General features: G+C 63.9%; 20 protein-coding genes and 1 pseudogene. 12 read left to right on the top strand and 9 right to left on the bottom strand.

The window, feature by feature from the left end:
- Positions 1 to 172: 172 nt before the first annotated feature.
- From ACVWY1_RS08140 to ACVWY1_RS08120, 5 genes are all read left to right on the top strand, one after another.
- The gene (locus tag ACVWY1_RS08140; RefSeq protein ID WP_046855862.1) at positions 173 to 913 is read left to right on the top strand and encodes a response regulator; all 741 of its coding nucleotides are present in this window, start codon (positions 173 to 175) and stop codon (positions 911 to 913) included.
- Positions 910 to 2,196: a sensor histidine kinase gene (locus ACVWY1_RS08135; protein WP_046855863.1), complete on the top strand. Its 1,287-nt coding sequence runs from the start codon at positions 910 to 912 to the stop codon at positions 2,194 to 2,196. The genes ACVWY1_RS08140 and ACVWY1_RS08135 overlap by 4 nt, the downstream gene beginning before the upstream one ends.
- 142 nt (positions 2,197 to 2,338) lie before the next feature.
- Positions 2,339 to 3,037, top strand: coding sequence for an AzlC family ABC transporter permease (locus ACVWY1_RS08130; protein ID WP_258598044.1), 699 nt, complete (start codon positions 2,339 to 2,341; stop codon positions 3,035 to 3,037).
- Positions 3,034 to 3,348: an AzlD domain-containing protein gene (locus ACVWY1_RS08125; RefSeq protein WP_102685400.1), complete on the top strand. Its 315-nt coding sequence runs from the start codon at positions 3,034 to 3,036 to the stop codon at positions 3,346 to 3,348. The genes ACVWY1_RS08130 and ACVWY1_RS08125 overlap by 4 nt, the downstream gene beginning before the upstream one ends.
- On the top strand, positions 3,345 to 4,175 hold the full coding sequence (locus ACVWY1_RS08120) for an AraC family transcriptional regulator (protein WP_277503771.1): 831 nt from the start codon (positions 3,345 to 3,347) through the stop codon (positions 4,173 to 4,175). Before ACVWY1_RS08125 ends, ACVWY1_RS08120 begins: the two co-directional genes overlap by 4 nt.
- A 115-nt stretch (positions 4,176 to 4,290) precedes the next feature.
- On the opposite strand, the gene ACVWY1_RS08115 is transcribed toward ACVWY1_RS08120, so the two are convergent.
- Positions 4,291 to 5,196 (bottom strand): RHS repeat-associated core domain-containing protein, encoded by a 906-nt coding sequence (locus tag ACVWY1_RS08115; protein WP_457378097.1) that lies wholly within the window; start codon positions 5,194 to 5,196, stop codon positions 4,291 to 4,293.
- 270 nt (positions 5,197 to 5,466) lie between these two features.
- Here ACVWY1_RS08115 and ACVWY1_RS08110 point away from each other — a divergent pair, with 270 nt between their 5' ends.
- Positions 5,467 to 5,694 carry a hypothetical protein gene (locus tag ACVWY1_RS08110; RefSeq protein ID WP_023630605.1) on the top strand — a complete coding sequence of 76 codons (228 nt, stop codon included), beginning with the start codon at positions 5,467 to 5,469 and terminating at the stop codon, positions 5,692 to 5,694.
- Between the two features lie 66 nt (positions 5,695 to 5,760).
- Here ACVWY1_RS08110 and ACVWY1_RS08105 read toward each other — a convergent pair whose 3' ends face one another.
- The 5 genes from ACVWY1_RS08105 to ACVWY1_RS08085 form a co-directional block, all read right to left on the bottom strand.
- Positions 5,761 to 6,243 (bottom strand): copper chaperone PCu(A)C, encoded by a 483-nt coding sequence (locus ACVWY1_RS08105; RefSeq protein ID WP_038705971.1) that lies wholly within the window; start codon positions 6,241 to 6,243, stop codon positions 5,761 to 5,763.
- Positions 6,244 to 6,852 carry an SCO family protein gene (locus ACVWY1_RS08100; protein ID WP_031315095.1) on the bottom strand — a complete coding sequence of 203 codons (609 nt, stop codon included), beginning with the start codon at positions 6,850 to 6,852 and terminating at the stop codon, positions 6,244 to 6,246. It abuts the gene before it with no gap.
- A gap of 296 nt (positions 6,853 to 7,148) precedes the next feature.
- Positions 7,149 to 7,733, bottom strand: coding sequence for a Fe-S biogenesis protein NfuA (gene nfuA / locus ACVWY1_RS08095; protein WP_023630602.1), 585 nt, complete (start codon positions 7,731 to 7,733; stop codon positions 7,149 to 7,151).
- A gap of 57 nt (positions 7,734 to 7,790) precedes the next feature.
- Positions 7,791 to 8,825: an acyltransferase family protein gene (locus ACVWY1_RS08090; protein WP_277503764.1), complete on the bottom strand. Its 1,035-nt coding sequence runs from the start codon at positions 8,823 to 8,825 to the stop codon at positions 7,791 to 7,793.
- A 163-nt stretch (positions 8,826 to 8,988) separates the two neighbouring features.
- The gene (locus tag ACVWY1_RS08085) at positions 8,989 to 11,289 is read right to left on the bottom strand and encodes a fatty acid cis/trans isomerase (protein ID WP_102684609.1); all 2,301 of its coding nucleotides are present in this window, start codon (positions 11,287 to 11,289) and stop codon (positions 8,989 to 8,991) included.
- A 173-nt stretch (positions 11,290 to 11,462) separates the two neighbouring features.
- Between ACVWY1_RS08085 and metH the strand changes: the two genes are divergently transcribed.
- The 4 genes from metH to ACVWY1_RS08065 all read left to right on the top strand — a co-directional run bounded on the left by metH (position 11,463) and on the right by ACVWY1_RS08065 (position 18,140).
- Positions 11,463 to 15,170, top strand: coding sequence for a methionine synthase (gene metH, locus ACVWY1_RS08080; RefSeq protein ID WP_277503762.1), 3,708 nt, complete (start codon positions 11,463 to 11,465; stop codon positions 15,168 to 15,170).
- Between the two features lie 59 nt (positions 15,171 to 15,229).
- Positions 15,230 to 16,342: a saccharopine dehydrogenase NADP-binding domain-containing protein gene (locus ACVWY1_RS08075; RefSeq protein ID WP_457378096.1), complete on the top strand. Its 1,113-nt coding sequence runs from the start codon at positions 15,230 to 15,232 to the stop codon at positions 16,340 to 16,342.
- 1 nt (position 16,343) lies between these two features.
- The gene (locus ACVWY1_RS08070; protein WP_139670886.1) at positions 16,344 to 16,823 is read left to right on the top strand and encodes a DUF2269 family protein; all 480 of its coding nucleotides are present in this window, start codon (positions 16,344 to 16,346) and stop codon (positions 16,821 to 16,823) included.
- 162 nt (positions 16,824 to 16,985) lie between these two features.
- Positions 16,986 to 18,140 (top strand): cysteine desulfurase family protein, encoded by a 1,155-nt coding sequence (locus tag ACVWY1_RS08065; RefSeq protein ID WP_457378095.1) that lies wholly within the window; start codon positions 16,986 to 16,988, stop codon positions 18,138 to 18,140.
- 161 nt (positions 18,141 to 18,301) lie between these two features.
- Here the strand turns inward: ACVWY1_RS08065 and ACVWY1_RS08060 are convergent.
- Positions 18,302 to 18,894, bottom strand: a pseudogene (locus tag ACVWY1_RS08060) (TonB-dependent receptor); the annotation flags it as partial.
- Between the two features lie 279 nt (positions 18,895 to 19,173).
- Here ACVWY1_RS08060 and ACVWY1_RS08055 point away from each other — a divergent pair.
- Entirely contained in the window at positions 19,174 to 20,028 is an 855-nt protein-coding gene (locus tag ACVWY1_RS08055; RefSeq protein WP_277503758.1) for a CAP domain-containing protein, read from the top strand.
- A 44-nt stretch (positions 20,029 to 20,072) separates the two neighbouring features.
- Here the strand turns inward: ACVWY1_RS08055 and ACVWY1_RS08050 are convergent, their stop codons facing one another.
- Positions 20,073 to 21,074: a GlxA family transcriptional regulator gene (locus tag ACVWY1_RS08050; protein ID WP_457378094.1), complete on the bottom strand. Its 1,002-nt coding sequence runs from the start codon at positions 21,072 to 21,074 to the stop codon at positions 20,073 to 20,075.
- A gap of 98 nt (positions 21,075 to 21,172) precedes the next feature.
- Between ACVWY1_RS08050 and ACVWY1_RS08045 the strand changes: the two genes are divergently transcribed.
- Entirely contained in the window at positions 21,173 to 21,784 is a 612-nt protein-coding gene (locus ACVWY1_RS08045; protein ID WP_139670879.1) for a LysE family translocator, read from the top strand.
- Between the two features lie 119 nt (positions 21,785 to 21,903).
- On the opposite strand, the gene ACVWY1_RS08040 is transcribed toward ACVWY1_RS08045, so the two are convergent.
- Entirely contained in the window at positions 21,904 to 26,742 is a 4,839-nt protein-coding gene (locus ACVWY1_RS08040; RefSeq protein WP_457378093.1) for an RHS repeat domain-containing protein, read from the bottom strand.
- Positions 26,743 to 26,780 lie beyond the last annotated feature (38 nt).

The raw sequence follows: 26,780 nt of genomic DNA, 5'->3' as shown, positions 1-26,780 counted from the left end.
CCGGTAAGGCCATTTCACTCCCGCCAGGTATCCCGCTTGTGTCCGCCCAGGCTGTGAAGTGCTTGCTCCTGTATCCACGGCAGCGCCAGATACACTGCAATACAAAGCGTGGCAGGCAAGCCCGGATTCGCTCGGTACACTGCGCCCAACCCTCACCTACAAGGACACCCCGATGGAGCATGTCGATCACATTCTGGTCGTCGACGACGACCGCGAAATCCGCGAGCTGGTCGGCAACTACCTGAAGAAGAACGGCCTGCGCACCAGCATCGTCGCCGATGGCCGGCAGATGCGCGCCTTCCTGGAAAACAACACGGTCGACCTGATCGTCCTCGACATCATGATGCCCGGCGACGACGGCCTGCTGCTGTGCCGCGAACTGCGCGCCGGCAAGCACCGCAACACGCCGGTGCTGATGCTGACCGCTCGCAACGACGAGACCGACCGCATCATCGGCCTGGAAATGGGCGCCGACGACTACCTGACCAAGCCGTTCTCCGCCCGCGAGCTGCTGGCGCGGATCAACGCCGTGCTGCGCCGCACACGCATGCTGCCGCCCAACCTGACCATCAGCGAAAGCGGTCGCCTGATCGCCTTCGGCCCCTGGCGCCTGGACACCACCGCCCGCCACCTGCTCGACAGCGAAGGCACCCTGGTGGCGCTATCCGGCGCCGAGTACCGCCTGCTGCGGGTATTCCTCGACCACCCGCAGCGGGTGCTCAGCCGTGAACAGCTGCTCAACCTGACCCAGGGCCGCGAGGCGGACATCTTCGACCGCTCCATCGACCTGCTGGTCAGCCGCCTGCGCCAACGCCTGGGCGACGACGCCCGCGAGCCCACCTGCATCAAGACCGTGCGCAGCGAAGGCTATGTGTTTTCGCTGCCGGTGCAGCTGCTGGAGTCGCCGGCATGAAGTGGCCGCGTACCCTGGCCTCGCGCCTGGCGCTGATCTTTTTCACAGGATTGGTGCTGGCCTATGGCCTGTCATTCAGCCTGCAGGCGTACGAGCGCTATGTCAGCAGCCGCTCGATGATGCTCAGCAACCTGGAGCTGGACGTGTCGACCTCGGTCGCCATCCTCGACCGCCTGCCCGCCGCCGAGCGCCCGGCCTGGCTGTCGCGCCTGGAACGGCGCACCTACCGCTACCGACTGGACGAGGGGCTGTCCGGCGAAGCCATGCCCAGCGAGAACCCGCCGATGGCCGCCGACTCGATCGTCAAGGCCATCGGCGACCGCTACCGCCTGACCTTCCAGGAAATCCCCGGCCCCAATGCGCATTTCCAGGCCCACCTGCGCCTGGCCGACGGCGCGCCGCTGACCATCGACGTCACCCCGGCACCGGTACCGGTGGCCACCTGGCTGCCGGTGGTGCTGCTGATCCAGCTGGCGGTGCTGCTGGCCTGCACCTGGCTCGCCGTGCGCCTGGCCATCGGCCCGCTGACCCGGCTGGTCCAGGCCGTGGACGACCTTGACCCGAACAGTCCCGGTCCGTTGCTCGACGAAAGCGGCCCGCGCGAGGTGCGCTACGCCGCCGTGGCCTTCAATGCGCTGCAGGCGCGCATCGCCGCCTACCTCAAGGAGCGCATGCAATTGCTGGCCGCCATCTCCCACGACCTGCAGACGCCGATCACGCGCATGAAGCTGCGGGTCGAACAGATGGACGACGGGCTGGAAAAGGACAAGCTGTGGCACGACCTCGACGCCATGGAGCACCTGGTGCGCGAGGGCGTGGCCTATGCCCGCAGCATGGACAGCGGCACCGAGGCGCCGTGCCGGGTCAACCTCGACGCCTTTCTCGACAGCCTGGTGTTCGACTACCAGGACAGCGGCGCGCAGGTGAATCGCAGCGGCAGCGCCCAGGCCACCCTGGAAACCCGCCCCCACGCCTTGCGCCGGGTGCTGGTGAACCTGGTGGACAATGCGCTGAAGTTTTCCGGCGCCGCGCAGCTGGAAGTCGGCTGCGAGAACGGCGTGACGCTGATCCGCGTGCTCGACGATGGCCCCGGTATCCCCGAGGCGGAACTCGATGACGTGCTCAAGCCGTTCTACCGGGTCGAAAGCTCGCGCAACCGCAGCACCGGCGGCACCGGGCTGGGGCTGGCGATCGCCCAGCAACTGACCCAGGCCATGGGCGGCAGCCTGACCTTGCGCAACCGCGCCGAAGGCGGACTGTGCGCGCAGGTCGAGTTGCGTTGAAGTAAAGGGCAAGCCCGCTGCTCAAGCCTGTGGGCTTGCCCTTTGACGCGGCCAGCAAAGGCGACAACAAAGCAAGATCGTTCAAGCCACCTCCGGCCCCCTCTGGCATGCTTGTCTGCCCTGTCGATTCGTTGCCGCTTCCATGCCCAGCCCACCCCTCGCCCGCCAAGCGTTCCTCCACGGCGCCATCGCCATCCTGCCGCTGTCCGTGGCCGTTGCCCCCTGGGGCCTGCTCGCCGGCAGCATGGCCATCGAAGCCAACCTCAGCGCCTGGCAAGGCCAGGGCCTGTCGGCCATCGTCTTCGCCGGTGCCGCGCAACTGGTGGCCATCGGCATGCTCAAGGGTGGCGCCAACCTGTTCTCGATCCTGCTCACCACCCTGCTGCTGACCTCCCAGCACCTGCTCTACGGGCTGTCGATGCGCCCGGTGCTGTCGGGGCTGCCGACCCGCTGGCGGTTGGGCCTGGGCTTCCTGCTCACCGATGAGTTCTTCGCCCTCACCAGCCACCACGACCAGCAGCAGTTCAACCGCTGGTACGCCTTGGGCGTGGGCCTGACCTTCTACGTGGCGTGGAACCTGTTCACCCTGGCCGGCATTGTCCTCGGCCAGAACATCCCGCACCTGGATCAGCTGGGCCTGGACTTCTCCATCGTCGCCACCTTCGTCGCACTGATCGCGCCGCTGGTACGCAACCTGCCGACCGTGGTGTGCGTGGCGGTGTCGCTGTTCTGCTCGGTGCTGTTCAGTTACTGGCACTGGGAGACCGCCCTGGTCGCCGCCGGCCTGCTGGGCATGACCGCCGGTTTCGTCTGCCAGAAGTTCTCCGGAGGCCGCCCATGATCTGGCTGCTGATCTTCGCCATGGGCGCGGTGGTGTTCCTCAACCGCTACGCCTTCCTCGAACCGCGCCTACCCCTGCGCCTGAGCTCCAACGCGCGGCAGTTCCTCGGTTTTGCCGTGCCCGGCATGCTCACCGCGATCTGCGGGCCGATCATCTTCCTGCCCGGGCACCAGCTCGACCTGAGCCCGCTGAACCCCTATCTGCTCGGTTCACTGGTTGCCATCGCCCTGGTGCTGTTGACCCGCAGCGTATTGCTGAGCATGCTGGCGAGCATGCTGATCTTCTTCCTCCTGCGCAGCTGGCTGGCATGACCACGCCCCTGCGTGAACAGGCCCACCTGTGGCAGGCGCCCGCCCTGGGCGATGTCGAGATGCTGCACGCCCGCTATATCCAGCAGCGTTTTGCCCCGCACGTGCACGAAGGCTATGTGTTCACCGTGATCGAGTCCGGCGCCCAGCGCTTCTGGCACCGAGGCAGCGAGCACCTGGCGCCGGTGGGCAGCATGGTGCTGATCAACCCCGACGAGCTGCACACTGGCGCCACCGCCCACGAGGCCGGCTGGCGCTACCGTGGCTTTTACCCCGAGCACGAACGGGTCACCGGCGTGCTCGACGAACTGGAACTGGGCCGCCATGGCCTGCCCCGGTTCAAGGACAGCGTGATCCAGGACCCGGCCCTGGCCGCCACGTTCAGCCACCTGCACCGGCTTTCGGAGTCCTGTGCCAGCGCCCTGGAGCAACAGACCGCCTGGCGCCAGGCCGTGCTGGCACTGGTGCAGCGCCATGGCCATTGCGCCGAACCCGTCGCCCCCGGCAACGAACCGCTGGCCGTGGCCCGCGCCCGCGAGCTGCTGGAGAGCCAGCTGGCCGATCCGCCGTCGCTGGAGGCCTTGGCGGCCGCGGTGAACCTATCGCCGTTCCACTTCGCCCGGGTATTCCGCCAGGCCACCGGCCTGCCGCCGCATGCCTGGCTCAAGCAGCGCCGCCTGGCACGCGCCCGGGAACTGCTCAAACGCGGCCAAGCCGTCCTCGAAGTCGCCTTTACCCTGGGTTTTGCCGACCAGAGCCATCTGAGCCGGCAGTTCAAGCAGGCCTATGGAGTCAGCCCGGGGGTTTATCGGCGAGCCTGGCTGGGCTAGACCCAGATACCTATACTCCCTTGCAGACGATCACCCGCTTAACTGAACGGAGCGCCAAAGCCTGATACTGCGCCAAGCTACTTACTGGCCTCTAGCGCCACGAGCAGGTATTCGATTACAGCTGTTTCCGAAATTTTTCAACCCAGTAGAAGGCATATTCCTGCTCGCCCATGAATGGGCTAAAATCTGCATCCTTACCGGCCGAGGTGACCATTTCAAAACTCAAAGTACTATGAGCGGGCTTACCTATCTTCAATTGGTTAATATAAATACCCTTAACGACCCCGCGAGCAGTATGTTCACGCAATACTTCATAATTATTCGTAGCAACTGCCAAGACTGCACCGGGCTCCCCCTTTTGCGCATATCCCGAAGCGCCCACAAAAGTATCTGTAACAAAAAAGCTATTACTAGACTCTTTTATCCCACTGCGCATGATGCTTATTGCATTTTCCTTGCTTGTGCCATGATACCCAAAGAATACTCCTTTAGACCTACGCGGAGTGGCAATGGCGGCAGAAGTAGTAATGGCGACAGCGGTAACAATGGCAGCATTAATGGCTGTGGCTGTGGCTGTGGCTGTGGCTGTGGCTGTGGCTGTGGCTGTGGCTGTGGCTGTGGCGTCGTTCTTTATTTTTCTAGAGAATAATTTCCCCAAAAACTTCAACACACCATGACCCGAAGGATCAATATGATTAACAGGGTCGCACCCGCAATAACTGTAGGCATTTATCCAACCTACCCCCCAAGGGCTCTCACTGTCCGCCGACAGAAATCGCATGAGTGTCGTGCTGTAGCAACGGTAACCGTTACCTAGAGAGTAAACATGCTCCATTTTCTTCAAAGCAATTTCAGCATTATACCTCAGAACAGGAGAAGACCCGAGTCTAAAAGCATCAAAACCATACGGCATGTAACTCACCGCATAACTTTCTTTTAGCGCACAACCGATCATTGATGAACCCTGCACATCAGAGCCAAGCAAAACTGATATGCGGTTATCTTGGATAAACGCCTCCATGTAACCTCCTGGGAAATTTGCCGAGCACTTAATATCTACTTGCTTTCGATGGACGGCAACTGGCAAAAATGATAGGCGTATATACATCAGCATAGAGCTGAAATTCGGCAAATAACAGATGTCTTGCATTAGACCGAAGAGGGTGTGGTCAGCGAATACAACTACAGGGCCCGCATTGCCGCTGATCGCCATTGCCATCTGCGGCCCACGACTAGCCTGTGCGGGCTGTGACCGCTGCTACACTCACAAGGCTGAACGGAGGAACCCGCCATGTCCGAACGAGAAATCACCACGCTCCTGTCGCTGATGAGCCAGCGTCAGGCCTGCCTGAGCAGCGCCTGCAAGGAGATCGCCGACTGGATCGACCGCCAGGGCGACGTGCCCGCCGCCGGCAAGATCCGCGCCAGCCTCAAGGCACTCGAGGCCGAAGACGCCCAGGTGCGCAAGACGCTGACCTCGCTGAACATCGAACGGCCGCTGCCACGTTTTCGTAGCTGACCGCTGACAACCATCGCGAGGGAGCAGGCTCGTCGGAGCGCCGCATCGCCCGCGATGGGTGCTGCATCAGTGGTTCATGTGCATATGGTCGTGGCCAGCGCCGGCCTCGGCGTTGAGCGCACGCACCGGAGCCTGCACCTGCAGGGTTTCCTTCGCGCCCTTGGCATCCTCGATGGTCAGGGTCAGCGGCACCTGCTCACCCTCCTTCACCTGCTGGTTCAGGCCCATCAACATCACGTGGAAGCCGTTCGGGTCCAGCTTCACCGCCTTGCCGGCCGGCAACTCGACCGCCTTCACTTCACGCATGCCCATCACGTCGCCGTTCATGGTCATCTCGTGCACCTGCACGGTCTTGGCCACGGGCGAGGCAACGCTGACCAGCTTGCTGTCGCTGCTGGCAGTCAGGGTCATGAAGGCCCCGGTGGCATGCTGGTGCGGCACGCTGGCGCGTACCCAGGCGTCGCTTACGGTGGTCTGGGCCAGGGCCGGCAGAGCCAGGCTCATCAGTGCCAGGGCGGCCAGGCCGCGCTTGATCGGTTGCATCGACATTCAGCAGATCTCCATCAGGGTGACCAGGTCTTCGGCGCATTCCTGGGCGTTCAGGGAATGGCCCAGGCTCAGGCGCAGGGTGCCACGGGTATCGTAGACGTAGCTGGTGGACGAGTGAGAGATGGTGTAGGTATCGCCGGCCGGGACCTTCTCGTAGAACACCTTGAATTCACGGGCCACCGCGTCGATTTCCTCAGGGGTGCCGGTCAGGGCGACGATCGACGGGTCGAAGGCCTTGACGTAGGCATCGAGCACCTCGGGGGTGTCGCGCTCCGGGTCCAGGGTGATGAACACCGGCTGGAACAGGTCGCGGTCGCGGCCACGCAGGATCTTGCGGATCTGCGCCACACGCGCCATGGCGGTCGGGCAGACGGCCGGGCACTGGGTGAAGCCGAAGAAGATCATCGGCATCGAGCCGTAGAAGCTCGACAAGGTGCGCTCGTTGCCTTGCGGGTCCTTGAGCTTGAACTTGCGCCCGAGGATCTCGTTGCTCATGTTCTTGCCGTACTTGAAGTCCAGGCCCCTGGCCGGGCTGCAGCCCGCCAACAGGCCAAGCCCCAGTACGCCCATCCCGGCGACAACCGCGCGCCGGGTCAACAGATCATTCATGGAACCATCCTTTACAGGGAAGGTGCCGACCCCTGGGATGGGCCGGCCAGAAAACCGGGGCATTCTGTCACGCCACCCCCGCACCATCTACCCGACATCCGGTTGATCGGGCTGCAGCCCTTTGTTTACGGGGCGCGACCGGTTGTCGCAGGGGTTGAATCCGTAACACTTTGTTGCTAGGGATCAATGCACAAAGCCTGAAAAACATCGCGGGGCAAGCCCGCTCCCACACCTGGGCAGCAGCTGCATCCAAGCGTGGGAGCGGGCTTGCCCCGCGATGGCGTCACCACTGGCGATCAGTAGTACGCGTTTTCCTTCTGGCTGTGGTCAGTCACGTCACGCACGCCCTTGAGCTCGGGAATACGCTCGAGCAGGGTGCGCTCGATGCCTTCCTTCAGGGTCACGTCGGCCTGGCCGCAGCCCTGGCAACCACCGCCGAACTGCAGCACGGCGATGCCGTCGTCGACCACGTCCACCAGGCTCACGGCGCCGCCGTGGCTGGCCAGGCCCGGGTTGATCTCGGTCTGCAGGTAGTAGTTGATGCGCTCGTTGATCGGGCTGTCCTCGTTGACCATCGGCACCTTGGCGTTCGGCGCCTTGATGGTCAGCTGGCCGCCCATGCGGTCGGTGGCGTAGTCGACCAGCGCGTCCTCCAGGAACGGCACGCTGACCGCATCGAGGTAGGCGGTGAAGCTCTTCAGGCCCACCGGCTGGTCGTCGGGCTTCTCCTCGCCCGGCTTGCAGTAGGCAATGCAGGTCTCGGCGTAGGTAGTGCCCGGCTGGGTAATGAAAATACGGATGCCGATGCCAGGCGTGTTCTGCTTGGAGAGCAGATCGGCCAGGTAATCATGGGCGGCGTCGGTAATGGTTATAGCGCTCATGGAAGTTCCTCACAGACTTGCCGGCAGTGTACGCCAACCCGGCCGGGTAACAAAGTCCTAGCATTTGACTCGGGATAGCGCCAACGCCGGTTCCCGCGCCGCACCGGCGGCCAACCACCCCTTGAGCCGCCAATACAGGCCACGTTCCAGCCATTGGTAGCTGAGCCACGACATTAGTCCGATTGACGGCACGCACAAGGCGAACACCAGGTAAGGGTTCAGGCGCAACCACTCGCTGATGAACAGGCCGCCGTACAGCACCAGCACATGCACCAGGTACACCGAGTAGGAACAGTCGCCGAGTGCCTTGAGCACCTGGTTGCCCTTGAAGTACGGCTCCAGGGCAATGAACGACAGCACCACCAGGGCGCTCGGCAGGCCCCAGTGCAACAGGCGCTGCGAAGCGTCGAGATGATAGAGCGCGAACCCTGCAAGGCCGAGCAGGCCCAGCGGCAACCACAGGCCTTCGCGGATCAGCCCGCGGCGGTACAGCACGCCCAGGCCGATGCCCAGCAGGAACTCGTAGACGATGTCGTTGTTGTAGAAGCGGCTGAGCACACCCAGGCGCCCCAGCACTTCGCTCACCAGCAGCAATGCCGCCGTCACCAGCAACAGGTGATGACGCTGGCGCACCAGGAAGGCCAGGCCGAACAGCAGGTAGAAAAACATCTCGAAGTTCAGCGTCCAGCCGACATTGAGCGTCGGATACAACCCGTAGCCACCGGGGTTTTCCGCCGGAATGAACAGCAGCGACAGCAGCAGGTGCTGCCACTCGAACACCTGGTGCGGCATCCAGTGGCTGGCGACCAGCATCAGCACGGCCATCAGCAGGCTGTAGAACCAGTAGGCGGGCACGATGCGCAAGGCACGGTTGAGCAGGAACTGTCCGGGGGCGATGGCCTTGTCGCGGGTCGACAGGTAGATCACCAGGCCACTGATGACGAAGAAGATGTCCACCCCCACCGCGCCGCGATCAGCGAGCAGTTGGCCAATGGGGCCGGTGGCGTGGAAGTCGAAGAAGATCTGCATGAAGTGGTGGCAGACCACCACCCAGGCGGCGAATGCCCGGAGTGCCTGAAGCGAATACAGCATGAAATATCCTGTGATCGGCGGTGCATTGAGGCCCGGCAAGCCGGCTCCCACAGGGTTCGCGCACTTCTGTGGGAGCCGGCTTGCCGGCGATGGGCTGCAGAGCAGCCCAGGGCCTACCTACCGATTCCGACCGCAGGATGCCGGGAAAGTCCCGGCCAACCGATCAGAGGTTCTCGTAGCGGTTCATGTCCAACACCCCTGCCTCCACCGGCTGGGTCTGCTTGATGTAGCTGTTCAGGTCATGGAAGTAGTGCCAGAACTCAGGATGGCTGCGGCGCACGCCCCAGCGCATGACGATGCGTTCGAACTTGTCGGTGTCGTCACGCGCCGCCTCCATGTCTTCGACGAACTCCGGCACATCGGCCGTCGGGATATTGAAGATGAAGTTGGGGTAGCTGCTGAGCACGCCCGGATACAGGGTCAGGGTGTCCAGCCCCGGCTGGTAGCGGTAGGCCTCGCCAAGCAGGAACGCCACGTTGCTGTGCGCGCGGTTGCGCAGCAGGCTGTAGACCTGGCGCTGGCCGCCCTGCCCTTCGATGCGCAGCATGCTCGCCTCGGGCAGTTGGCCGATCACCTTGAGCCCCGCCGCCGGGCGCGACACCAGGCGGCTCAGCGACTGCTCGGCGTCACGGAACTCCGCGGACAGGCCGGGCCGCGAGCAATAGGCGCCCTGGCAGCGGTTGATCGGGTCCGGGGCGGCGTTCAGGCTGCCCGTGCGTTGCAGCAGCTTGAGGCCGAAGTCACGCTTGGGATCGTGCTTGTCCAGTTTCAGCGCGCTCGGAGTGCTGGTGTCAATGTCCTCGTAGTCCATCCACATCTTCACCTTGCCGCTGTTCTGGTACCAGTCGCCGAGGATCTCGCCGCGCTTGCCCGCAGGCATCAGGCGCAGGAAGTTGACCTCGGCGCCGTTGCGGATCAGGTCGAAGTACAGCCGCGTCTGCAACTGGTGCGAGACGTTGCCGAACACGTCGAAGTTCACTGCCAGCTGATAGTAGGTGCGCTCGAACAGCGGGTAGTCGAACAGCCACATGGTCAGCGGCACGTCACCGATCAGGCCCTTGGTCACCGAGGCGCTGTCGAAGTGGCGGAAGATGCTCAGCAACGCGTTGTCGTTGCCCGCCCACAGCGTCGACCAGCTAGGCGCCGGCTGTTCGGCATAGGCTTCACGGCGCAGGGCTTCGTACTCGTTGCGCTTGTCGCGGTAGGCGTGCCACAGGCTCAGCACGCTGCCCACGTCGTCGATCTGCCCTGGCATGGCCAGCAGCGGCGTGGCTTCGCCACGGTACTGGGCGTCGGTGATGTACAGGTCGTGGGCCGGCTCCTGGAACAGCGCCCAGAAATTGTCGCGGATCACGTCGGTGGCGATCTGCCCGCGGCACACCGGGCCACGGATGAAGGTACGGACGAAGTACTCGGCGTTGTCCAGCATGAACTGGTAGCGGGCCACCGCCGGGATCGCCTCGAAGGTCTCGAACGGGTTGGACCGGTGCCGCGGCCCATAGCCCGGCAGTGCGCTGGCGTGCCAGTCGCCGCTGTAGAACAGCTGCTTGACCCGCTTGAGCTTCTGCGGCCCCATCGGGTAGGTGATGTGGGTCTTGTGCACGATCACGCCCTGCACCGGGATCAACCGATAGTAGAAATCGGTGCCCGGCGGGTCGTTGGGGCGGCGGGTGGCGATCAGGTCCACCGGCTGGCCACTCGGCGTGCGCGAGCGCACCCACTGGAAGAAATGGCCCTGCTCGCCGCCGACGAAATGGATGTGCGCGAGGAACAGGTGCTCGTACAGCCAACGGCCGACCAGCGCCTCGGTCGAGCCGGGACGATTGAGCAATTCTTCCCAGTCGGCGATCTGCTTCACCTCTGCCGCGCTGGGCTGGATCGGCGTCTTCTCCACTGGCGCGCCAGCGGCCAGCCAGCGCTGCAGGGTCTGGTACTCCTGGTCGGTCAGGCCGGTGACCGCCAGGGGCATGCCCTCCTTGGGATGGGCGCCGGCATAGGCGTCGAATTCATGCGGCAACGGGCACATGTTGTTGCGATTAAGCCCCAGCACGATCTCTTCGGGCAGCTTGGCGTTGGGCGTGAGCGGAGTCTTGTGGCCCAGTTCGAGCATGCGCGCCATCAGCGCCGCCTGGCTGCCCTGCTTGTCCAGCACCGAGTAGAAGCCCTGCTTGCGCCAGCCCGCTTCGTCGCGGGCATCGTAGAACAGCCGCGTGGTGGGTACCGCCTGGCTGCGCTCGCCCTGGTAGACCGGCACCTTCGAGGCGCCGCGCTCGGCGCCCTCGGCGCTGCCCAGGTTGAGCTGGCAGGCAGCATCGTTGCAGGCGTGGCAGGCCACGCACTTCTCGGTGAAGATCGGTTGGATATCCCGGGTGTATGAAATCGTAGGGCTCGATTGGGGGGCCTGCCCGAACGCCGCGCCACTGATGAGCAAGGCGAAGGCGCTGGCAAGTATGCGATGCAGCATGTGCCGAATGTCCTGGTTACTTGAAGCCATCACGATGTGCCTGGCGGGTCCTGAGGTGTTGGGGGCGTCGCGCTAACATGAGGGAAATTCATGCGAATGTGCGATACGCCTAAAATCCGTGCAGCTTTGTTATTATTCGGCACCTTCTGTTATTTGCCCGACCAGGTAGTCCTATGTCCGACCGCAGCGCTCGTTTACAAGCACTCCAGAACGCACTCAAAGAGCGCATCCTGATCCTCGACGGCGGCATGGGTACTATGATCCAGAGTTACCGCCTCGAGGAACACGACTATCGTGGCACGCGCTTTGCCGATTGGCCAAGCGATGTCAAAGGCAACAACGATCTTTTGCTGCTCAGCCGCCCCGATGTGATCGCCGCGATCGAGAAAGCCTACCTGGACGCCGGCGCCGATATTCTCGAGACCAACACCTTCAACGCCACGCAGATTTCCCAGGCCGACTACGGCATGGAGGCACTGGTCTACGAGCTCAACGTCGAAGGCGCGCGCATCGCCCGCCAGGTGGCCGACGCCAAGACCCTGGAGACCCCGGACAAGCCGCGCTTCGTCGCCGGCGTGCTCGGCCCGACCAGCCGCACCTGCTCGATCTCCCCCGACGTCAACGATCCCGGCTACCGCAACGTCACCTTCGACGAACTGGTGGAGAACTACATCGAGGCCACCCGTGGCCTGATCGAGGGCGGCGCCGACCTGATCCTGATCGAGACCATCTTCGACACCCTCAACGCCAAGGCGGCGATCTTCGCCGTGCAGCAGGTGTTCGAGGACGACGGCATCGAACTGCCGATCATGATCTCCGGCACCATCACCGACGCCTCCGGCCGCACCCTGTCGGGCCAGACCACCGAGGCGTTCTGGAACTCGGTACGCCACGCCAACCCGATTTCCGTGGGCCTGAACTGCGCTCTCGGCGCCAAGGACCTGCGCCCGTACCTCGAAGAGCTGTCGACCAAGGCCGGCACCCACGTCTCCGCCCACCCCAACGCCGGCCTGCCCAACGCCTTCGGCGAGTACGACGAGACTCCGGCCGAGATGGCCGCGGTGGTCGAGGAATTCGCCGCCAGCGGTTTCCTCAACATCATCGGCGGCTGCTGCGGCACCACCCCGCCGCACATCCAGGCCATCGCCGAGGCCGTGGCCAAGTACAAGCCTCGGGCGATCCCGGACATCCCCAAGGCCTGCCGCCTGTCGGGCCTCGAGCCGTTCACCATCGATCGCCAGTCGCTGTTCGTCAACGTCGGCGAGCGTACCAACATCACCGGCTCCGCCAAGTTCGCCCGGCTGATCCGCGAGGAAAACTACACCGAGGCGCTGGAAGTCGCCCTGCAGCAGGTCGAGGCCGGCGCCCAGGTGATCGACATCAACATGGACGAAGGGATGCTCGACTCCCAGGCCGCCATGGTCCGCTTCCTCAACCTGATCGCCGGCGAGCCGGACATCTCCCGGGTGCCGATCATGATCGACTCCTCCAAGTGGGAGGTGATCGAGGCGGGCCTGAAGTGCATCCAGGGCAAGGGCATCGTCAACTCCATCTCCATGAAGGAAGGCGTCGAGCAGTTCAAGCACCACGCACGCCTGTGCAAGCGCTACGGCGCCGCCGTGGTGGTGATGGCCTTCGACGAGGTCGGCCAGGCCGACACCGCCGCGCGCAAGCGCGAGATCTGCCAGCGCAGCTACGACATCCTGGTCAACGAAGTCGGCTTCCCGCCGGAAGACATCATCTTCGACCCGAACATCTTCGCCGTCGCCACCGGCATCGAGGAGCACAACAACTACGCCGTCGACTTCATCGAGGCCTGCGCCTACATCCGCGACCACCTGCCGTATGCCCTGAGCTCGGGCGGCGTGTCCAACGTGTCGTTCTCGTTCCGTGGCAACAACCCGGTGCGCGAGGCGATCCACTCGGTGTTCCTCTACCACGCGATCAAGAACGGCCTGACCATGGGTATCGTCAACGCCGGCCAGCTGGAGATCTACGACGAGATCCCCGCCGACCTGCGCGAAAAGGTCGAGGACGTGGTGCTCAACCGCACCGCGCATGGCACCGACGCCCTGCTGGCCATCGCCGATGACTACAAGGGCGGCGGCGCCACCAAGGAAGTCGAGAACGAAGAATGGCGCTCGATGCCGGTCGACAAGCGCCTCGAGCATGCGCTGGTCAAGGGCATCACCGCCTACATAGTCGAAGACACCGAAGAGTGCCGCCAGCAGTCGGCGCGCCCCATCGAAGTCATCGAAGGCCCGCTGATGAGCGGCATGAACGTGGTCGGCGACCTGTTCGGCGCCGGCAAGATGTTCCTGCCCCAGGTGGTCAAGTCGGCCCGCGTCATGAAGCAGGCCGTGGCCCACCTGATCCCGTTCATCGAGGCCGAGAAAGGCGACAAGCCCGAAGCCAAGGGCAAAATCCTCATGGCCACGGTCAAGGGCGACGTGCACGACATCGGCAAGAACATCGTCGGCGTGGTGCTCGGTTGCAACGGCTACGACATCGTCGACATGGGCGTGATGGTCCCGGCGGAGAAGATCCTGCAGACCGCCCGCGAGCAGAAGTGCGACATCATCGGCCTGTCCGGGCTGATCACCCCGTCGCTGGACGAGATGGTCCATGTCGCCCGCGAGATGCAGCGCCAGGACTTCCACCTGCCGCTGATGATCGGCGGCGCGACCACCTCCAAGGCGCACACGGCGGTGAAGATCGAACCCAAGTACTCCAACGATGCGGTGATCTACGTTACCGACGCCTCGCGCGCGGTGGGCGTGGCCACCCAGCTGCTGTCCAAGGAGCTCAAGAGCGGTTTCGTCGAGAAGACCCGCCAGGAATACGTCGAGGTGCGTGAGCGCACCGCCAACCGCAGCGCCCGCACCGAGCGCCTGAGCTACGCCCAGGCCATCGCCGCCAAGCCGCAGTACGACTGGGCCGCCTACCAGGCCGCGGTGCCCGCCTTCACCGGCGTCAAGGTGCTGGAGAACATCGACCTGCGCACCCTGGCCGAGTACATCGACTGGACGCCGTTCTTCATCTCCTGGGACCTGGCCGGCAAGTTCCCGCGCATCCTCACCGACGAAGTGGTCGGCGAGGCCGCCACGGCGCTGTACAAGGACGCCCGCGAGATGCTCGACAAGCTGATCGACGAGCAACTGATCAGCGCCCGCGCGGTGTTCGGCTTCTGGCCGGCCAACCAGGTGGCCGATGACGATATCGAGGTGTACGGTGACGCCGGCGAGACCCTGGCCACCCTTCACCACCTGCGCCAGCAGACCATCAAGCCCGACGGCAAGCCGAACTGGTCGCTGGCCGACTTCGTCGCGCCCAAGGCCAGCGGCGTGACCGACTATGTCGGCGGCTTCATCACCACCGCCGGCATCGGCGCCGAGGAAGTGGCCAAGGCCTATCAGGACAAGGGCGACGACTACAGCTCGATCATGGTCAAGGCCCTGGCCGACCGCCTGGCCGAGGCCTGCGCCGAGTGGCTGCACGAACAGGTGCGCAAGGAGCACTGGGGCTATGCCAAGGACGAGCACCTGGACAACGAGGCGCTGATCAAGGAGCAGTACAGCGGCATCCGCCCGGCGCCTGGCTACCCGGCCTGTCCGGACCACACCGAGAAGGAAACCCTGTTCCGCCTGCTCGACGGCACCGCGATCGGCGAGACCGGCCCCAGCGGCGTGTTCCTCACCGAGCACTTCGCCATGTTCCCGGCGGCGGCGGTCAGCGGCTGGTACTTCGCCCACCCGCAGGCGCAATACTTCGCCGTGGGCAAGGTCGACAAGGACCAGATCGAGCAGTACAGCGCACGTAAGGGCCAGGACATTGCCGTGAGCGAGCGCTGGCTGGCGCCGAACCTCGGCTACGACGCCTGACCACACCGGGGCTGCTTTGCAGCCCCGCGTTCCCCCGACACATGCACAAGGACCCCAGCATGTCTCCCCGAATCCTGGTGATCGGCGCCTACGGCAACTTCGGCCGTATCATCTGCCGCCACCTGAACCAGATGCCCGCCGTGCAACTGGTGATCGCCGGCCGCAATGCCGAAAGCCTATCGCAACTGGCCGCACGGTTGAACGGCAGCGAAAGCTGGTGCGGCGACGCCATGGCCCCAGGCTTCGCCCAAGCCCTACGCGACCTGCGTATCGACTGGGTGATCCACACCGGCGGCCCCTTCCAGGGCCAGCCCTACCGCGTGGCCGAAGCCTGCATCGAAGCCGGCGCGCACTACTGCGACCTGTCCGACTGCCGGCTGTTCGTCAATGGCATCGCCCAGTTGGACGAGCGCGCGTGCCAGGCCCAGGTCACCCTGCTCAGTGGCTGCAGTTCGGTGCCGAGCCTGTCGTCGGCGATTCTCGACGAACAGCGCCATCACTTCGGCCGCATCGACCGCATCGAGCACGGCATTTCGTCCTCGGCGAAGATGCCCGGCCTGTCCACCATCGAAGGCGTGCTGGCCTATGCCGGCCGGCCGATCCGCCAGTGGCGTGATGGCCGCCCGTACAGCGTCGACGGTTGGCTCGGCCTGCAGCTGCGCCATCTGCCGGGCCTGGGCTGGCGCCTGCTGCACAACGTCGACGTGCCGGACATGGACATCTTCGCCGAACGCTATGGCGCCCGTGACCTGGCATTCAAGGCCGGCTCCGGGCTGATGCTCGGCGGCCTGGCCAACGCGACACTGGCGCGGTTGGTCAAGCTGGGCCTGGTGCGTGACCCGCTGCCTTGGGCGCGACGCCTGCATCGGCTGGGCAGCCGCTTCGAACGCTGGGGCGATGGCAAGAGCGCGATGTACCTGGATGTCCGCGGGCTGGACCCGCAAGGGCAGCCACTGCACCTGCAGGCCCAGGTCAGCGCCAGCGACGACAAGGGCCCGGAGATTCCCAGCTGCGCGGCGGTGGCGCTGATGGCCAGGGTCGTCGCAGGCTACCAGCCTGAACCGGGCGCCCGCCCCTGCGTCGGCGAGATCAGCGTCGAACAGTACCTGGCGGCCATCGGCGAGCCGGACAAGGTGCGCTACAGCGTCAGTTTCCAGCACGGACGATGCTGAGATGAGCTACCTGCTGCTCAAGTACCTGCACATCATCGCTGCGGTATTTCTCTTCGGCTTCGGCATGGGCTCGTACCTGTACCTGATTGCCGCCAATCGCAGCGGCGATCCGCGGGTGATCGCCGCTGTGGCGCGGATGGTGGTGCGCTTCGACGCCTGGATCACCACGCCGGCGGGCGTACTGCAACTGCTGACCGGCTACGCCATGGTCAGCATGGGCGGCATGCCGTGGTCCGCCGACTGGCTACGCGCCGCGCTGCTGATCTTCTTCGCGGTCGGCGCCTTGTGGCTGCCGGTGTTGCTGTTGCAAAAACGCCTGCACACCCTTGCCGTCCAGGCGGTCGACAGCGGCGCGGCCCTGGGCCAGGCCTACCAGCGGCTGTATCGCCCATGGCTGTGGATGGGGGTGGTGGGATTTGCCGGGATGTTCCTGATCGTGCTGGTGATGGTTACCAAACAGGCGCCATGGCAGTGGCTTTGATACGCCAAGAAAATATTTCTACATACAAGCAAATAGCGAGTAGAAGTTTTTCCTGAAAGCCCCCCAAGCTGGAAAAATTGGAAAACATTCACATCACCATTTCCCTAGCATGAGTCCATGGATGCCGACAGGCGGCGTCCACGCACGGACCCGCCCGCGATCATGCCCAGCACCCCGCTCTACTTCGATTACGCCGCTACCACGCCGGTCGATGACCAGGTCATCGCCGCCATGCTCACCTGCCTGGGCCGAGAGGCGAACTTCGGCAACCCCGCCTCCAGCGGCCATTTCCACGGCCAGGCGGCCCGCGAAGCCGTCGAGCATTCCCGCCACCAGGTGGCCGTGCAGGTCGGCGCGCAGCCCGACGAGCTGGTCTGGACCTCCGGCGCCACCGAATCGAACAACCTCGCGCTCAAGGGCATCGCCCAGGGCTTCGCGCAGCCGGGGCATGTGATCACCAGCCAGCTTGAGCACAAGGCCATCCTAGACACCGCTGCCGAACTGGAGCGCCTGGGCTGGGCGGTGACCCGCCTGGCCCCGGATGCCCGAGGGTTGATCCAGCCCCAAGCGGTCCAGGCCGCGCTGCGCCCGGACACGCGCCTGGTGTCGCTGATGGCGGTAAACAACGAACTGGGCACGGTGACCGACTTTGCCGCCATCGGTGCAATCGTCCGCGAGCACGGTGCGCTTTTGCACGTGGATGCGGCGCAGGCCGTGGGCAAGGTTCGGATCGACCTGGCGCAGCAGGCGGTCGACCTGATGTCGTTCTCGGCGCACAAGGTCTACGGCCCCAAGGGCATCGGTGCCCTCTACGTCGGCCCTCGCGCCCGCCCGGCGATGCGTGCGCAGATGCACGGCGGCGGCCATGAGCGCGGCCTGCGCTCTGGCACCCTGGCCACCCACCAGATCGTCGGCATGGGCAGCGCCTTCGCCCTGGCCGGCCAGCCCGGCGCGGCGGAGTACCAGCGCCTGGAGCAACTCGCCCGACGCTTGCGCGACGGCCTGCTGGCAATGCCCGGGGTCACGCTCAACGGCTGTGCGGTGCAGCGCATTCCCCACACCCTCAACCTGTGCATCGACGCCAAGGGCTTCAACAGCCTGGCCCTGGCGGGCGAGCTGGCACTGTCGAGCACTTCGGCGTGCAACTCGGCGAGCAATGCGGCGTCCCACGTGCTGCTGGCCCTCGGCCTCGACGAGCGCCAGGCGCGCAACAGCGTGCGCCTGAGCGTCGGGCGCTACACCAGCGAAGCGGACGTGGACACGGCGCTGGCGGTGTTTGGCCGGGTGATCGGCGCGGCGGCAGTAGCGCTCTGGTAAGGCAGCACGTTCGCAGGCGGGAACGGCGCCGCTGACGCGCCGCATCGCCGGCAAGCCGGCTCCCACAGGCATGGCGCCTGGCTTGAGCGCGGTGCGGTCGGTGTGGGAGCCGGCTTGCCGGCGATGAGGCCCGCACAGCCGACACACGTACCGTCTAGACCTCAGAAATCAATGCTCCCCGAGAACTTCACCAGTCTCGGGTCGCCTTGGGTCAAATACCCCCCATTGGCCGACGCCCAGTAGTTCTTGTCCGTCAGGTTCTCCACGTTGACCCGCAGGGTCACCGCCTTTTCCTGCACCTTGAAGCGATAGCGCGCGCCAACGTCGAAACGGTTCCAGCTCGGCAGGCTCAGGGTGTTGGCCGGGTTGGCATACTGCCCGCCGGTGCGCAGCATGCGCGCATTGAGCGCCACGCCTTCCAGCCCCGGCACATCCCAATCGACACTGGCATTGAGCTGGAAGGTCGGCACGCCTACCGCGTGGTTGCCATCGGCCGTGCCGCCCTGGGTGTTTTTCAGCTCGGTGTCCATGCGCGTGCCACCGGCCATCAACCGCAGCCCCGGCAGCGGCTCGCCGAACACACTGAGCTCAAGCCCCTTGTTGACCTGCTCGCCATCCTGGACGAACACATTGCCGTCGACGAAGCCATCGGTGGGCCGCTCGATGCGGAACACCGCCAGGTTGGCGCCGAAGGTCTGGTAATCGAGCTTGCCCCCGCCTCCACCTGTTTGGTCTTGGCCGGCGGGAACAATTGATACGGGCAGGCACGTGTCATGGAGGGCTCCCGGGAAGGGTCACGGCCGTCCTGGCGGATGAGAAACTTGAAGTGACTGAATAGTGTTTCTAGCCGATAGTGCGAATTATTACCAAACAACCGCACTTTTTTGCCGACCAGCGGTCTACCCCCTCTTTTGCCGACTGCAATCGATTGCAAGGCTTGGTTTTCATACCGCACAGGGCCGGGCCAAAAGCCTTGCGCTTGTGTAGGATGGGCAGCGCAGATCCAGACGCTGCCAGTTACAGGGAGATCCACATGCGCGTCCCATCCGTTGCCTGCCTCGGCCTGACGCTGGGCCTGCTTGCCGCCCCCGGCAGCCAGGCGTATGCCGGCGAAGAAGCGCAACTGATCGATACGATCAACGTCTACCGCAGTCAGGCCCAGCGCTGCGGCGGCGAGGCTTCGCTGGAGCTGCCGCCGCTCAACAGCGACACCCGCCTGGCGCTGTCGCCGGAGGGCACCCGCGACCTGCAGCAGGCCATGACCCGCGCCGCCTACCCGATGGTCAACGTGCAGGCCATCAGCCTGTCCGGCCCACGGGATGCCAAGGCGGCGATGAAAGCCATCGAGGAGAGCTTCTGCCAGGTGGTGCTCGACCCGCAGTTCGTCGATATCGGGGTCAGCCAGGAGGGTCGCGACTGGCGCATCGTCCTGGCCCGCCCGCTGCTCAGCGGGCGCCTGGGCGACTGGCAGGCCGAAGGGCAGAAGCTGTTGCAGGAAATCAACGCCGCGCGCAACCTGCCGCGCCAGTGCGGCGGCCAGCCCTACCCCGCCGCCCCGGCGCTGGCCTGGAGCGCGACCCTGGCCGGCGTCGCCGCCAACCACACCCGGGCCATGGCCAACCAGAACTTCTTCGACCATATCGACCGCGATGGCCGCACGCCGGGCGACCGCGCGGAACTGGCCGGCTACCTGTATCGGCAGATCGGCGAGAACATCGCCGCCGGGCGCGATACCGCGCGCAAGGTGGTCGATGGCTGGCTGGCCAGCCCTGGGCACTGCGCCACGCTGATGAACGCGGACTTCCGTGAACTGGGGGCGGCGTATGCGGTGGACCCGAAGAGCGATGCCGGGATCTACTGGACGGGGTTGTTCGGTACGCCGCAGTAAACCCACATCCCGAAGCCCACTCCCACGCCCCTGCAAGCTGCGAGTCAGACTGTGGGAGCGGGCTTGCCCCGCGATGAGTCCGGCTCGGACCTGCGCAGCGCCAGCGCCGTACAACCGAAGCGCCGCCGCACCCACTTGCCCAGGTAACTGGCATCGCCCATGCCCACTTCATCGGCGATCTGCGCCAGGCTGTGGCTGGAGTTGAGCAACCGCCAGCGCGCCTGCTGCAGGCGCAGCTCCTGCCACCAGGCCTTGGCGCTCATGCCATGGCAGGCCTGGAACTGGCGGTCGAGCTGGCGCCGGCTGATCCCCAGCTCCGCCGCCAGCGCCTCCACCGGCAGCCGCGCCGCCAGGTGATGGCGCATCAGCGCCGTGGCCCGTTGCACCTGGCGCCCCTCCCCGGCGCCGGCCTCCAGCGAGCGCAAGGCATGGCGACTGTCGCGGCTTTCATCCACCAGCATGTCGGCCAGGCCCTTGAGCGCCCGGGCGCGGCCGCTGGCGCGGGCGATCAGCTCCACCGCCAGGTCGATGGCCGCCGTGCCGCCGGCGCAGGTGATACGGCTGCCGTCGAAGCAATACAACTGCCCGGTCAGCAGCCGCACACGGGGAAACGCCACGCGGAACTCGGCCTCATGACGCCAGTGCACCACCACCTGATGACCGTCCAGCAGGCCACAGGCCGCCAGCAGGAAGGCCGCGTTGTCGACGCAGACCAGCCTCACCCCCGCCTTGGCCGCCTGTTTCAGCAAGGCCCGGTAGCGTGGCGCCAATGCCGCCGTGGCGCTGGCATTGCGCCCGCCGAACAGCACCAGATGGTCGTAGGCGCTCCAGTCGACCTGCGCGGACGTCGCCTCCACCTGCACCATGGCCCCACTGCTGGACGGCACAGGCGCCAGGTCCAGGCCGATCACGGTCCAGCGGCAGTAGCGCTGGCGGCTGTAGTCCTCGTCGTCGGCGGAAAAGCGCAGCTTGTCGAGGAAGGCGCCGAAGGGCAGCAAGGCGAATTCCGGCAGCGGCAGGATCAGCAGACGCAGGTCGGGTGTCATGGCAATGTCCGGATATGACCATCAGTTGTCCGAATACTACCCTGCATTGCTACCACCCTGCCCTACACTGGCGCCCTCACCACCGACAAGGCAAACCCATGGCACTCGACACCTGGCTCATCTACCTGCTCGCCAGCATCGGCCTGTCCCTTACTCCAGGCCCCAACAGCCTGCTGGCCCTGACCCATGGCGCGCTGTACGGCGCCCGGCGCACGCTGTTCACCATCGGCGGCGGAGTGTTCGGTTTCAGCGCCCTGATCGCCCTGACCATGTTCGGCCTGAGTGCCCTGCTGCAGGCCTCGGCCTCGGTGCTGACGGTGCTCAAGTGGGTGGGCGGGGCCTACCTGGTCTGGCTGGGGATCCAGCTGTGGCGCACCCCGGCGCTGCATCTCGAGTTGCCCCGCGGCAGTACCGCGCTGAGCAATGCCGGACTGTTCCGCCAGGGCTGCCTGTCGGCGCTGGCCAACCCCAAGGTGCTGTTGTTCTATGGCGCGTTCCTGCCGCAATTCATCGACCCGCAGCGCGGCCTGCTGCTGCAGTTCGTGGTGATGGCGGCGACCTTCGCCAGTGTCGAGTGCCTGGTGGAGTACCTGCTGGCGCGCCTGGCATTTCGCATCCGGCCATGGCTGGCCAAGGGTGGCCGGGGGTTCAACCGTGCCTGTGGCGGCCTGTTTGCGCTGATCGGCGTGGCCCTGCCGTTGGGGCGCTGAACGTATCTGCAGGTGCGGGCTTGCCCGCGATGGCATTCGATCAGCCCAAGGCTGATACGTGATCAAACGCTATCGCGGGCAACCCTGCTCCCAGCTACGCCTGGGGAGCGGCAAGGTCATTATTTTCTAAACAAAGCCCCAAAATCCCCCCAAGGCAAGGCGGTAAAGTTGTTCTTCCACGAATTGGTCGTTTGGATCACGCCATCCTCATACGCTTCGGTAAGCCCCAGCACGCCGGTCACGCCATACATAACCGTATTGACCTCTCCAACGCCCAGCGCCTTGAAGGCCAGCCGCAATGGAGTGTCTTCCTTGACAATGGCCCGCAAAGCCCCCGTGTAATCGTTCCTCATGTTCGGCCGAAAGCGGTCCAACTCCCCGATGCGCAATTCACCCAAGGACTCTTTGACAATGTTGCGTAACGCGCCAGGCACCGGTTTGACCACAGTCTTCGGCAGCCGACCAGGCCCTTGCCGGAGGCTGCGCAAGGCACCGGCACCTTTCTGTATCAGGTGCCGGGCAGCCTGCCTGCCCGAACGCCCCAATTGCACCATGAGCACGGTGATTTTCCTGCCCATTTGCGCCAGCCCACCTGCGATGCCCGCGCCCAACGACACCCAACCCAGGATCCGCGACGCCTCTGGGTCGCTCTCGGCCACGATCGCCCCGGCAATCGCCGTAGCCGCCGATACCACCGCCAGCGTCACCAGCGCCGCGGTCACCATTAGTGACACGCCACCGGTCATCACCGCCGAGAGCACCGTGATCCCACCGAAAATGATCGCGGAGATCAGCGCACCGTGCTTGCCCAAGCTCATCGGTGCCGGTTCGCAGTCCGTATAGTCCCAGTACTGGCGTCGCCGTTTCCATTGCCCGCTCGGGTCGCTGTGATTCACCGGGTCGCCGTCGCAGTAGCCATAGGCGTTCGGCCCGCCCTGGCCGAATGGGCTGGCACCATCCTGGGCCTGGAACTGCATGAGCTGCGGCGCGTACCAACGATAGCCACTGCCCAAAGGATACTGGTCGCACTCGGCCTCGCGGTACTCACCGTTATAGCCGTGCAGGGCACCCTGCTCGTCCGAGCTGTGCGCGCCATAGGCGCTGTAAGCGTGGTGTACCGGCTTGCGCGACACCACATCGAAACTGAGCAACACGCTGCCATCGTCATCGCACAGGTTGAACAGGGTGCGCTCGCTGGTGCCGGCCTTGTTCTTCTGTACCTGGCAAGCACTGCTGCCCGGCAGCACGATACGCTGGTCCTTGTGCTCGCCCACCGGGTATTCGCCGCGCACACGGTAGCCTTCGTGGATCAACTGGTGCGGCGTGGCGCCCTCTTTGTCGGCACTGCTGGCCAAGCGGTTCAGCGGGTCGTAGGTGTAGTGCCGCGAGCCGGACTGCACCAGCCGCCCCAGCCAGTCGTAGGCGTAGGTCTTGCCGGCTGCGTCCTTGATCACGCGGCCGGCCGCGTCGTACACGATCGTCACGGCGGGCTTGTAGTCGGCATGGCTATGCTCGACCTTCTGCAGCCGATAGCCCTTGGCGCTGTCGTAGGTATAGGTGGAAGTACAGCTCTGCTTGTCAAAGGTGCTGATGCAGGTTTTCACGTTGCCCAGATTGTCATAGGTGAACGCCTGCATGCTGATCGCCGTGCCCTTGGGCGTCTTCGGCTGCCAGACACCGGTCGAACTGCAGGTTTCCACGGCGCCGCCCACGGTATAGCTGTAAGCGTGCGAGCCCAGCGTTTTCTTGGCCTGCTCGTCGTACAGTTCGATGGATTTCAGCCGCCCTTCGCCACTGTACTCGCGCTTGATGCTCAGGTCGAAGGCCTTGTCCAGGGTGAACCTGCGCTGTGTTTCCTGGCCACCGGTGTCGTAGGCATAGGTCACCGTGACCTTGTCGCCACCCAGGGTGATCGTGTCGTTTTCCAGGCGACCACGCTCGTCATAGGTGTGCTGCGTCGTGTGCAGCGTCGTGGTGTCGCCATTGACGACCACCTTGTCGCGCTGCCCTTTGCCGTTGTAGCTGAACACGCTCTTGTTACCGGCCGCGTCGGTTTCAGACAGCAGACGCCCCCCTTCGGAAACGCTGCGGCTCACGGTGGTACTGGCCTTGGCGCTCAGCTTGGCCTGCTGCTTGGTCCATTGATTGCGTTGATGATCGAAGGTGATCACCTGCCCGCCCTCGCTCGCCGTGGCTTGGCTGCTACTGCCATGGGCATAGGTGAACGTCTGTTTGCCCAGCTGCTTGTCATCGGCGCTTTTGCCGCTAACGCTCTTGACCTCGTTGCCCAGCTCGGGGAAATACTCGAACGCCAGCGTGACACCGTCGGCCCCCGTGCGTGATTCCGGCACGCTGTTCATGCCTGCGTACTTGTAGGTTTCGCTGATATCGCCGCGGCTCAACCGCGTCACCCGACCCAAGCTGTCGAACGCGCGCTCGCCCAGTGCCTGGCCATCCAGGCTGATCTTGGTGGGCTCGGTCATCAGCCAGTTGGCGGGATACTCATAGGTGTAGGCATAGGTGGTTTTTTCTTTGGCATCGGCGCTGGCACGCTCATCATGGGCCTGCTTGAGCAGGCGCCCCGCAGCGTCATAGGTATAGGTAGTGCACCGCCAACTGCCTGCGCCTTCGATCGTACGGGTGTGTACCTGCGCGGCATGGGTGTAGGTCAGCGTCTCTCGCTGGCACTCTTCGCCCTGGGCATCCGTCCAGACGATGTTGGCCACGGTGTCGTCATCATTGTAGGTGGTGACCTTGCGCTGCTTGTCCGTCGCCCTGCCGCTCCACTCGGTGCGGGTATGCGCCACCGGGTCATACTGGTTGAATACGTGCTGGCCGGTGCTGTAGGTCTGCTGGCACTCCTGGTTCCAATTATCGTACTTCAGCTCGCACCACTCGCTGACCTGGGTGCCGTCAGCCAGGTAGTCGTAGCGGGTGGTCTTGCTCTTGCGGCCACGGTTGTCATAGTCGACTTTCAGCGTCTGGCGCCAGGGCTTGTTGGCGTCCGCGCGCACGTACTCAGCGATAAGGTTGCCCAGGCCATCGTCTTCGGTAGCGCGTTGCGTGCCATCCGGCTCGATGATCTCCAAACGTCCGGCACTGGGGTAGCTATAGGTGGTCCGTTGCTGGTAGGTGTCACTTTGGGCGCAGCGGGTAAGGGTCTTCAGGCGGCTATGTTCGTCATAGGTGTAGGTGGTCTGGTTGTCGTGCACATCCGTCTGCGTGATCAGGCGGCCACTGAGAATGCTGGTTGTTTCACTCCCCTCGTTACTCGTTTCGGCACGCCGCTCAAGCTTGTCTACCCGAACTTTAAAATCTTTGCTGCTGATAAGGACCCACCGACCATCAGCATCTTTATAATGATGAGATATTTGCTCGAGCCTATCTTGATCATCGCACCTTCTGAGCTCGCGTACTTTCGCCATTTGCCCATCGGCAAAACTCATTACAACAACGGTTGACGACCAAATTTTACGAGTCCGATCTAGATATCTCCTTTGAATCCTAAAACTGAACTTGCTCCACGCAGGTGTTCGAACGCTCGGAGTGACATCCATGACCTCAACCTTAACCTCCCCACCCTCAAGATTATCATCTTTTTTACCATCGTCCTCGATTTCTAAATCGGAGCTATCGAACTTGCTCCCGATGCTAAAAAAACCATTGCGGTCTGGAACAATTTTTTTCACTTTAAAAGAGTGCGTAGCGCCAGGGACAACCTTAAGCACTAAGCGACCTGAATTAAAATGGCTTTCATCGTTGATTATTCGACACCCTCCACTCGTAGTCGAATACGAAACCTTGGTTACTGCCTTAAAACCATTGTGGTCTGCCTGATTTGAATACTCCTTCGTTATCTCACATGCGCCCTCACTGGTCGTCTCCTTTACTCGCTCATGGGTTTTATCGTAGCGATACACTGTCTTGCACGCCCCGCCTCCCTGAGTGGTAGTGGTTGAGTACTGGCCATCACTGCCGTTGTCCCGCTGATAAGCATAGCTCGTCACAACCGGTTGGCTCGTTGCACCCCGGGGCGTGAGGGTGTGCTGGCTGACACAGGGCAACGCCGACAGTTTGGCGTTATCTTTGAACGTCAGCCCGTTGTCCTTGTAGGCCACCTCCTCCTTCACCTCTTCGAAAGTCGTGAGTTCGTTGAGCAGGCGACCACACTGGGCGTGGTCTTGATATTTGAACTCACACGCCCGGCCATCGGGGGCGTCGACCCGGGTCAAGGCATAGTCCGCCAGGCTCAGTGTGAAGCTCACATGCTCGCTGGCCTCATCCGGCCAATACGCCAGCGTGACCTTGGTATCGGTATAGGTAAGCTTGACCAACGTACGGCTATCGGCCGAGATCTGCGCAAGGCGAATGTAACTGGCTTCAAGTGCCGTCTTTTCCACACCTCGAAGCAATGCGGCGTATTTTTTCTTTACCGACGGTTCAAGAGTTTGTTGCTGCCACGTCAGTTCTACCGCGCCAGTGAGAGATTCTATGTACGTGGGCATCCATACCTTGCTGCTTCCCACTTGCTTTAGCCACTCGCTCCGACCATCTGGGCGCCTCACTCTGACACTCGTACCATTGAAGTCCCACATCACCGTTACACCATTATTCTCGAGATTCTCAGGGTTCTTGCCTTTCTCAACCCTCAGCACCTCCCCCGAATGCAGCGTCAATTGCTGCTGTTCTTCCCGATAACAGGTAAAGGCAAACGACCAGCCATCCCCCAGTCCGGCATGGTTGTTGACCAAGGGTGAATAGAACAGGCTCATGTCCACCACAGGCCCTTCACCGTCGCCGCACACAATCGAGGGCAAGGGCACGTAGGCTTCGAACAACCCCGTGCGCGGGTCCACGGCATTGCGCTTCTGCGTGGTGGCATTGAAAATCGGGTGGTTTTGCTGATCACATGGATCTACCCCGAATGGATGGTGGACAACGTCGTTGGTGCTGCTCATGGTAAGCCTCCGTGCCCTGCGTGGTTGGTGTTGCCACA

The organism is Pseudomonas sp. TE6288, assembly GCF_054062095.1.
This window is presented reverse-complemented; position numbering and strand designations above follow the sequence as displayed.

Coding starts and splice junctions, on each gene's coding strand:
- ACVWY1_RS08140 (WP_046855862.1), top strand. CDS start 173: ATGGAGCATGTCGATCACATTCTGGTCGTCGACGACGACCGCGAAATC.
- ACVWY1_RS08135 (WP_046855863.1), top strand. CDS start 910: ATGAAGTGGCCGCGTACCCTGGCCTCGCGCCTGGCGCTGATCTTTTTC.
- ACVWY1_RS08130 (WP_258598044.1), top strand. CDS start 2,339: ATGCCCAGCCCACCCCTCGCCCGCCAAGCGTTCCTCCACGGCGCCATC.
- ACVWY1_RS08125 (WP_102685400.1), top strand. CDS start 3,034: ATGATCTGGCTGCTGATCTTCGCCATGGGCGCGGTGGTGTTCCTCAAC.
- ACVWY1_RS08120 (WP_277503771.1), top strand. CDS start 3,345: ATGACCACGCCCCTGCGTGAACAGGCCCACCTGTGGCAGGCGCCCGCC.
- ACVWY1_RS08115 (WP_457378097.1), bottom strand. CDS start 5,196: ATGGAGGCGTTTATCCAAGATAACCGCATATCAGTTTTGCTTGGCTCT.
- ACVWY1_RS08110 (WP_023630605.1), top strand. CDS start 5,467: ATGTCCGAACGAGAAATCACCACGCTCCTGTCGCTGATGAGCCAGCGT.
- ACVWY1_RS08105 (WP_038705971.1), bottom strand. CDS start 6,243: ATGTCGATGCAACCGATCAAGCGCGGCCTGGCCGCCCTGGCACTGATG.
- ACVWY1_RS08100 (WP_031315095.1), bottom strand. CDS start 6,852: ATGAATGATCTGTTGACCCGGCGCGCGGTTGTCGCCGGGATGGGCGTA.
- nfuA (WP_023630602.1), bottom strand. CDS start 7,733: ATGAGCGCTATAACCATTACCGACGCCGCCCATGATTACCTGGCCGAT.
- ACVWY1_RS08090 (WP_277503764.1), bottom strand. CDS start 8,825: ATGCTGTATTCGCTTCAGGCACTCCGGGCATTCGCCGCCTGGGTGGTG.
- ACVWY1_RS08085 (WP_102684609.1), bottom strand. CDS start 11,289: ATGCTGCATCGCATACTTGCCAGCGCCTTCGCCTTGCTCATCAGTGGC.
- metH (WP_277503762.1), top strand. CDS start 11,463: ATGTCCGACCGCAGCGCTCGTTTACAAGCACTCCAGAACGCACTCAAA.
- ACVWY1_RS08075 (WP_457378096.1), top strand. CDS start 15,230: ATGTCTCCCCGAATCCTGGTGATCGGCGCCTACGGCAACTTCGGCCGT.
- ACVWY1_RS08070 (WP_139670886.1), top strand. CDS start 16,344: ATGAGCTACCTGCTGCTCAAGTACCTGCACATCATCGCTGCGGTATTT.
- ACVWY1_RS08065 (WP_457378095.1), top strand. CDS start 16,986: ATGCCCAGCACCCCGCTCTACTTCGATTACGCCGCTACCACGCCGGTC.
- ACVWY1_RS08055 (WP_277503758.1), top strand. CDS start 19,174: ATGCGCGTCCCATCCGTTGCCTGCCTCGGCCTGACGCTGGGCCTGCTT.
- ACVWY1_RS08050 (WP_457378094.1), bottom strand. CDS start 21,074: ATGACACCCGACCTGCGTCTGCTGATCCTGCCGCTGCCGGAATTCGCC.
- ACVWY1_RS08045 (WP_139670879.1), top strand. CDS start 21,173: ATGGCACTCGACACCTGGCTCATCTACCTGCTCGCCAGCATCGGCCTG.
- ACVWY1_RS08040 (WP_457378093.1), bottom strand. CDS start 26,742: ATGAGCAGCACCAACGACGTTGTCCACCATCCATTCGGGGTAGATCCA.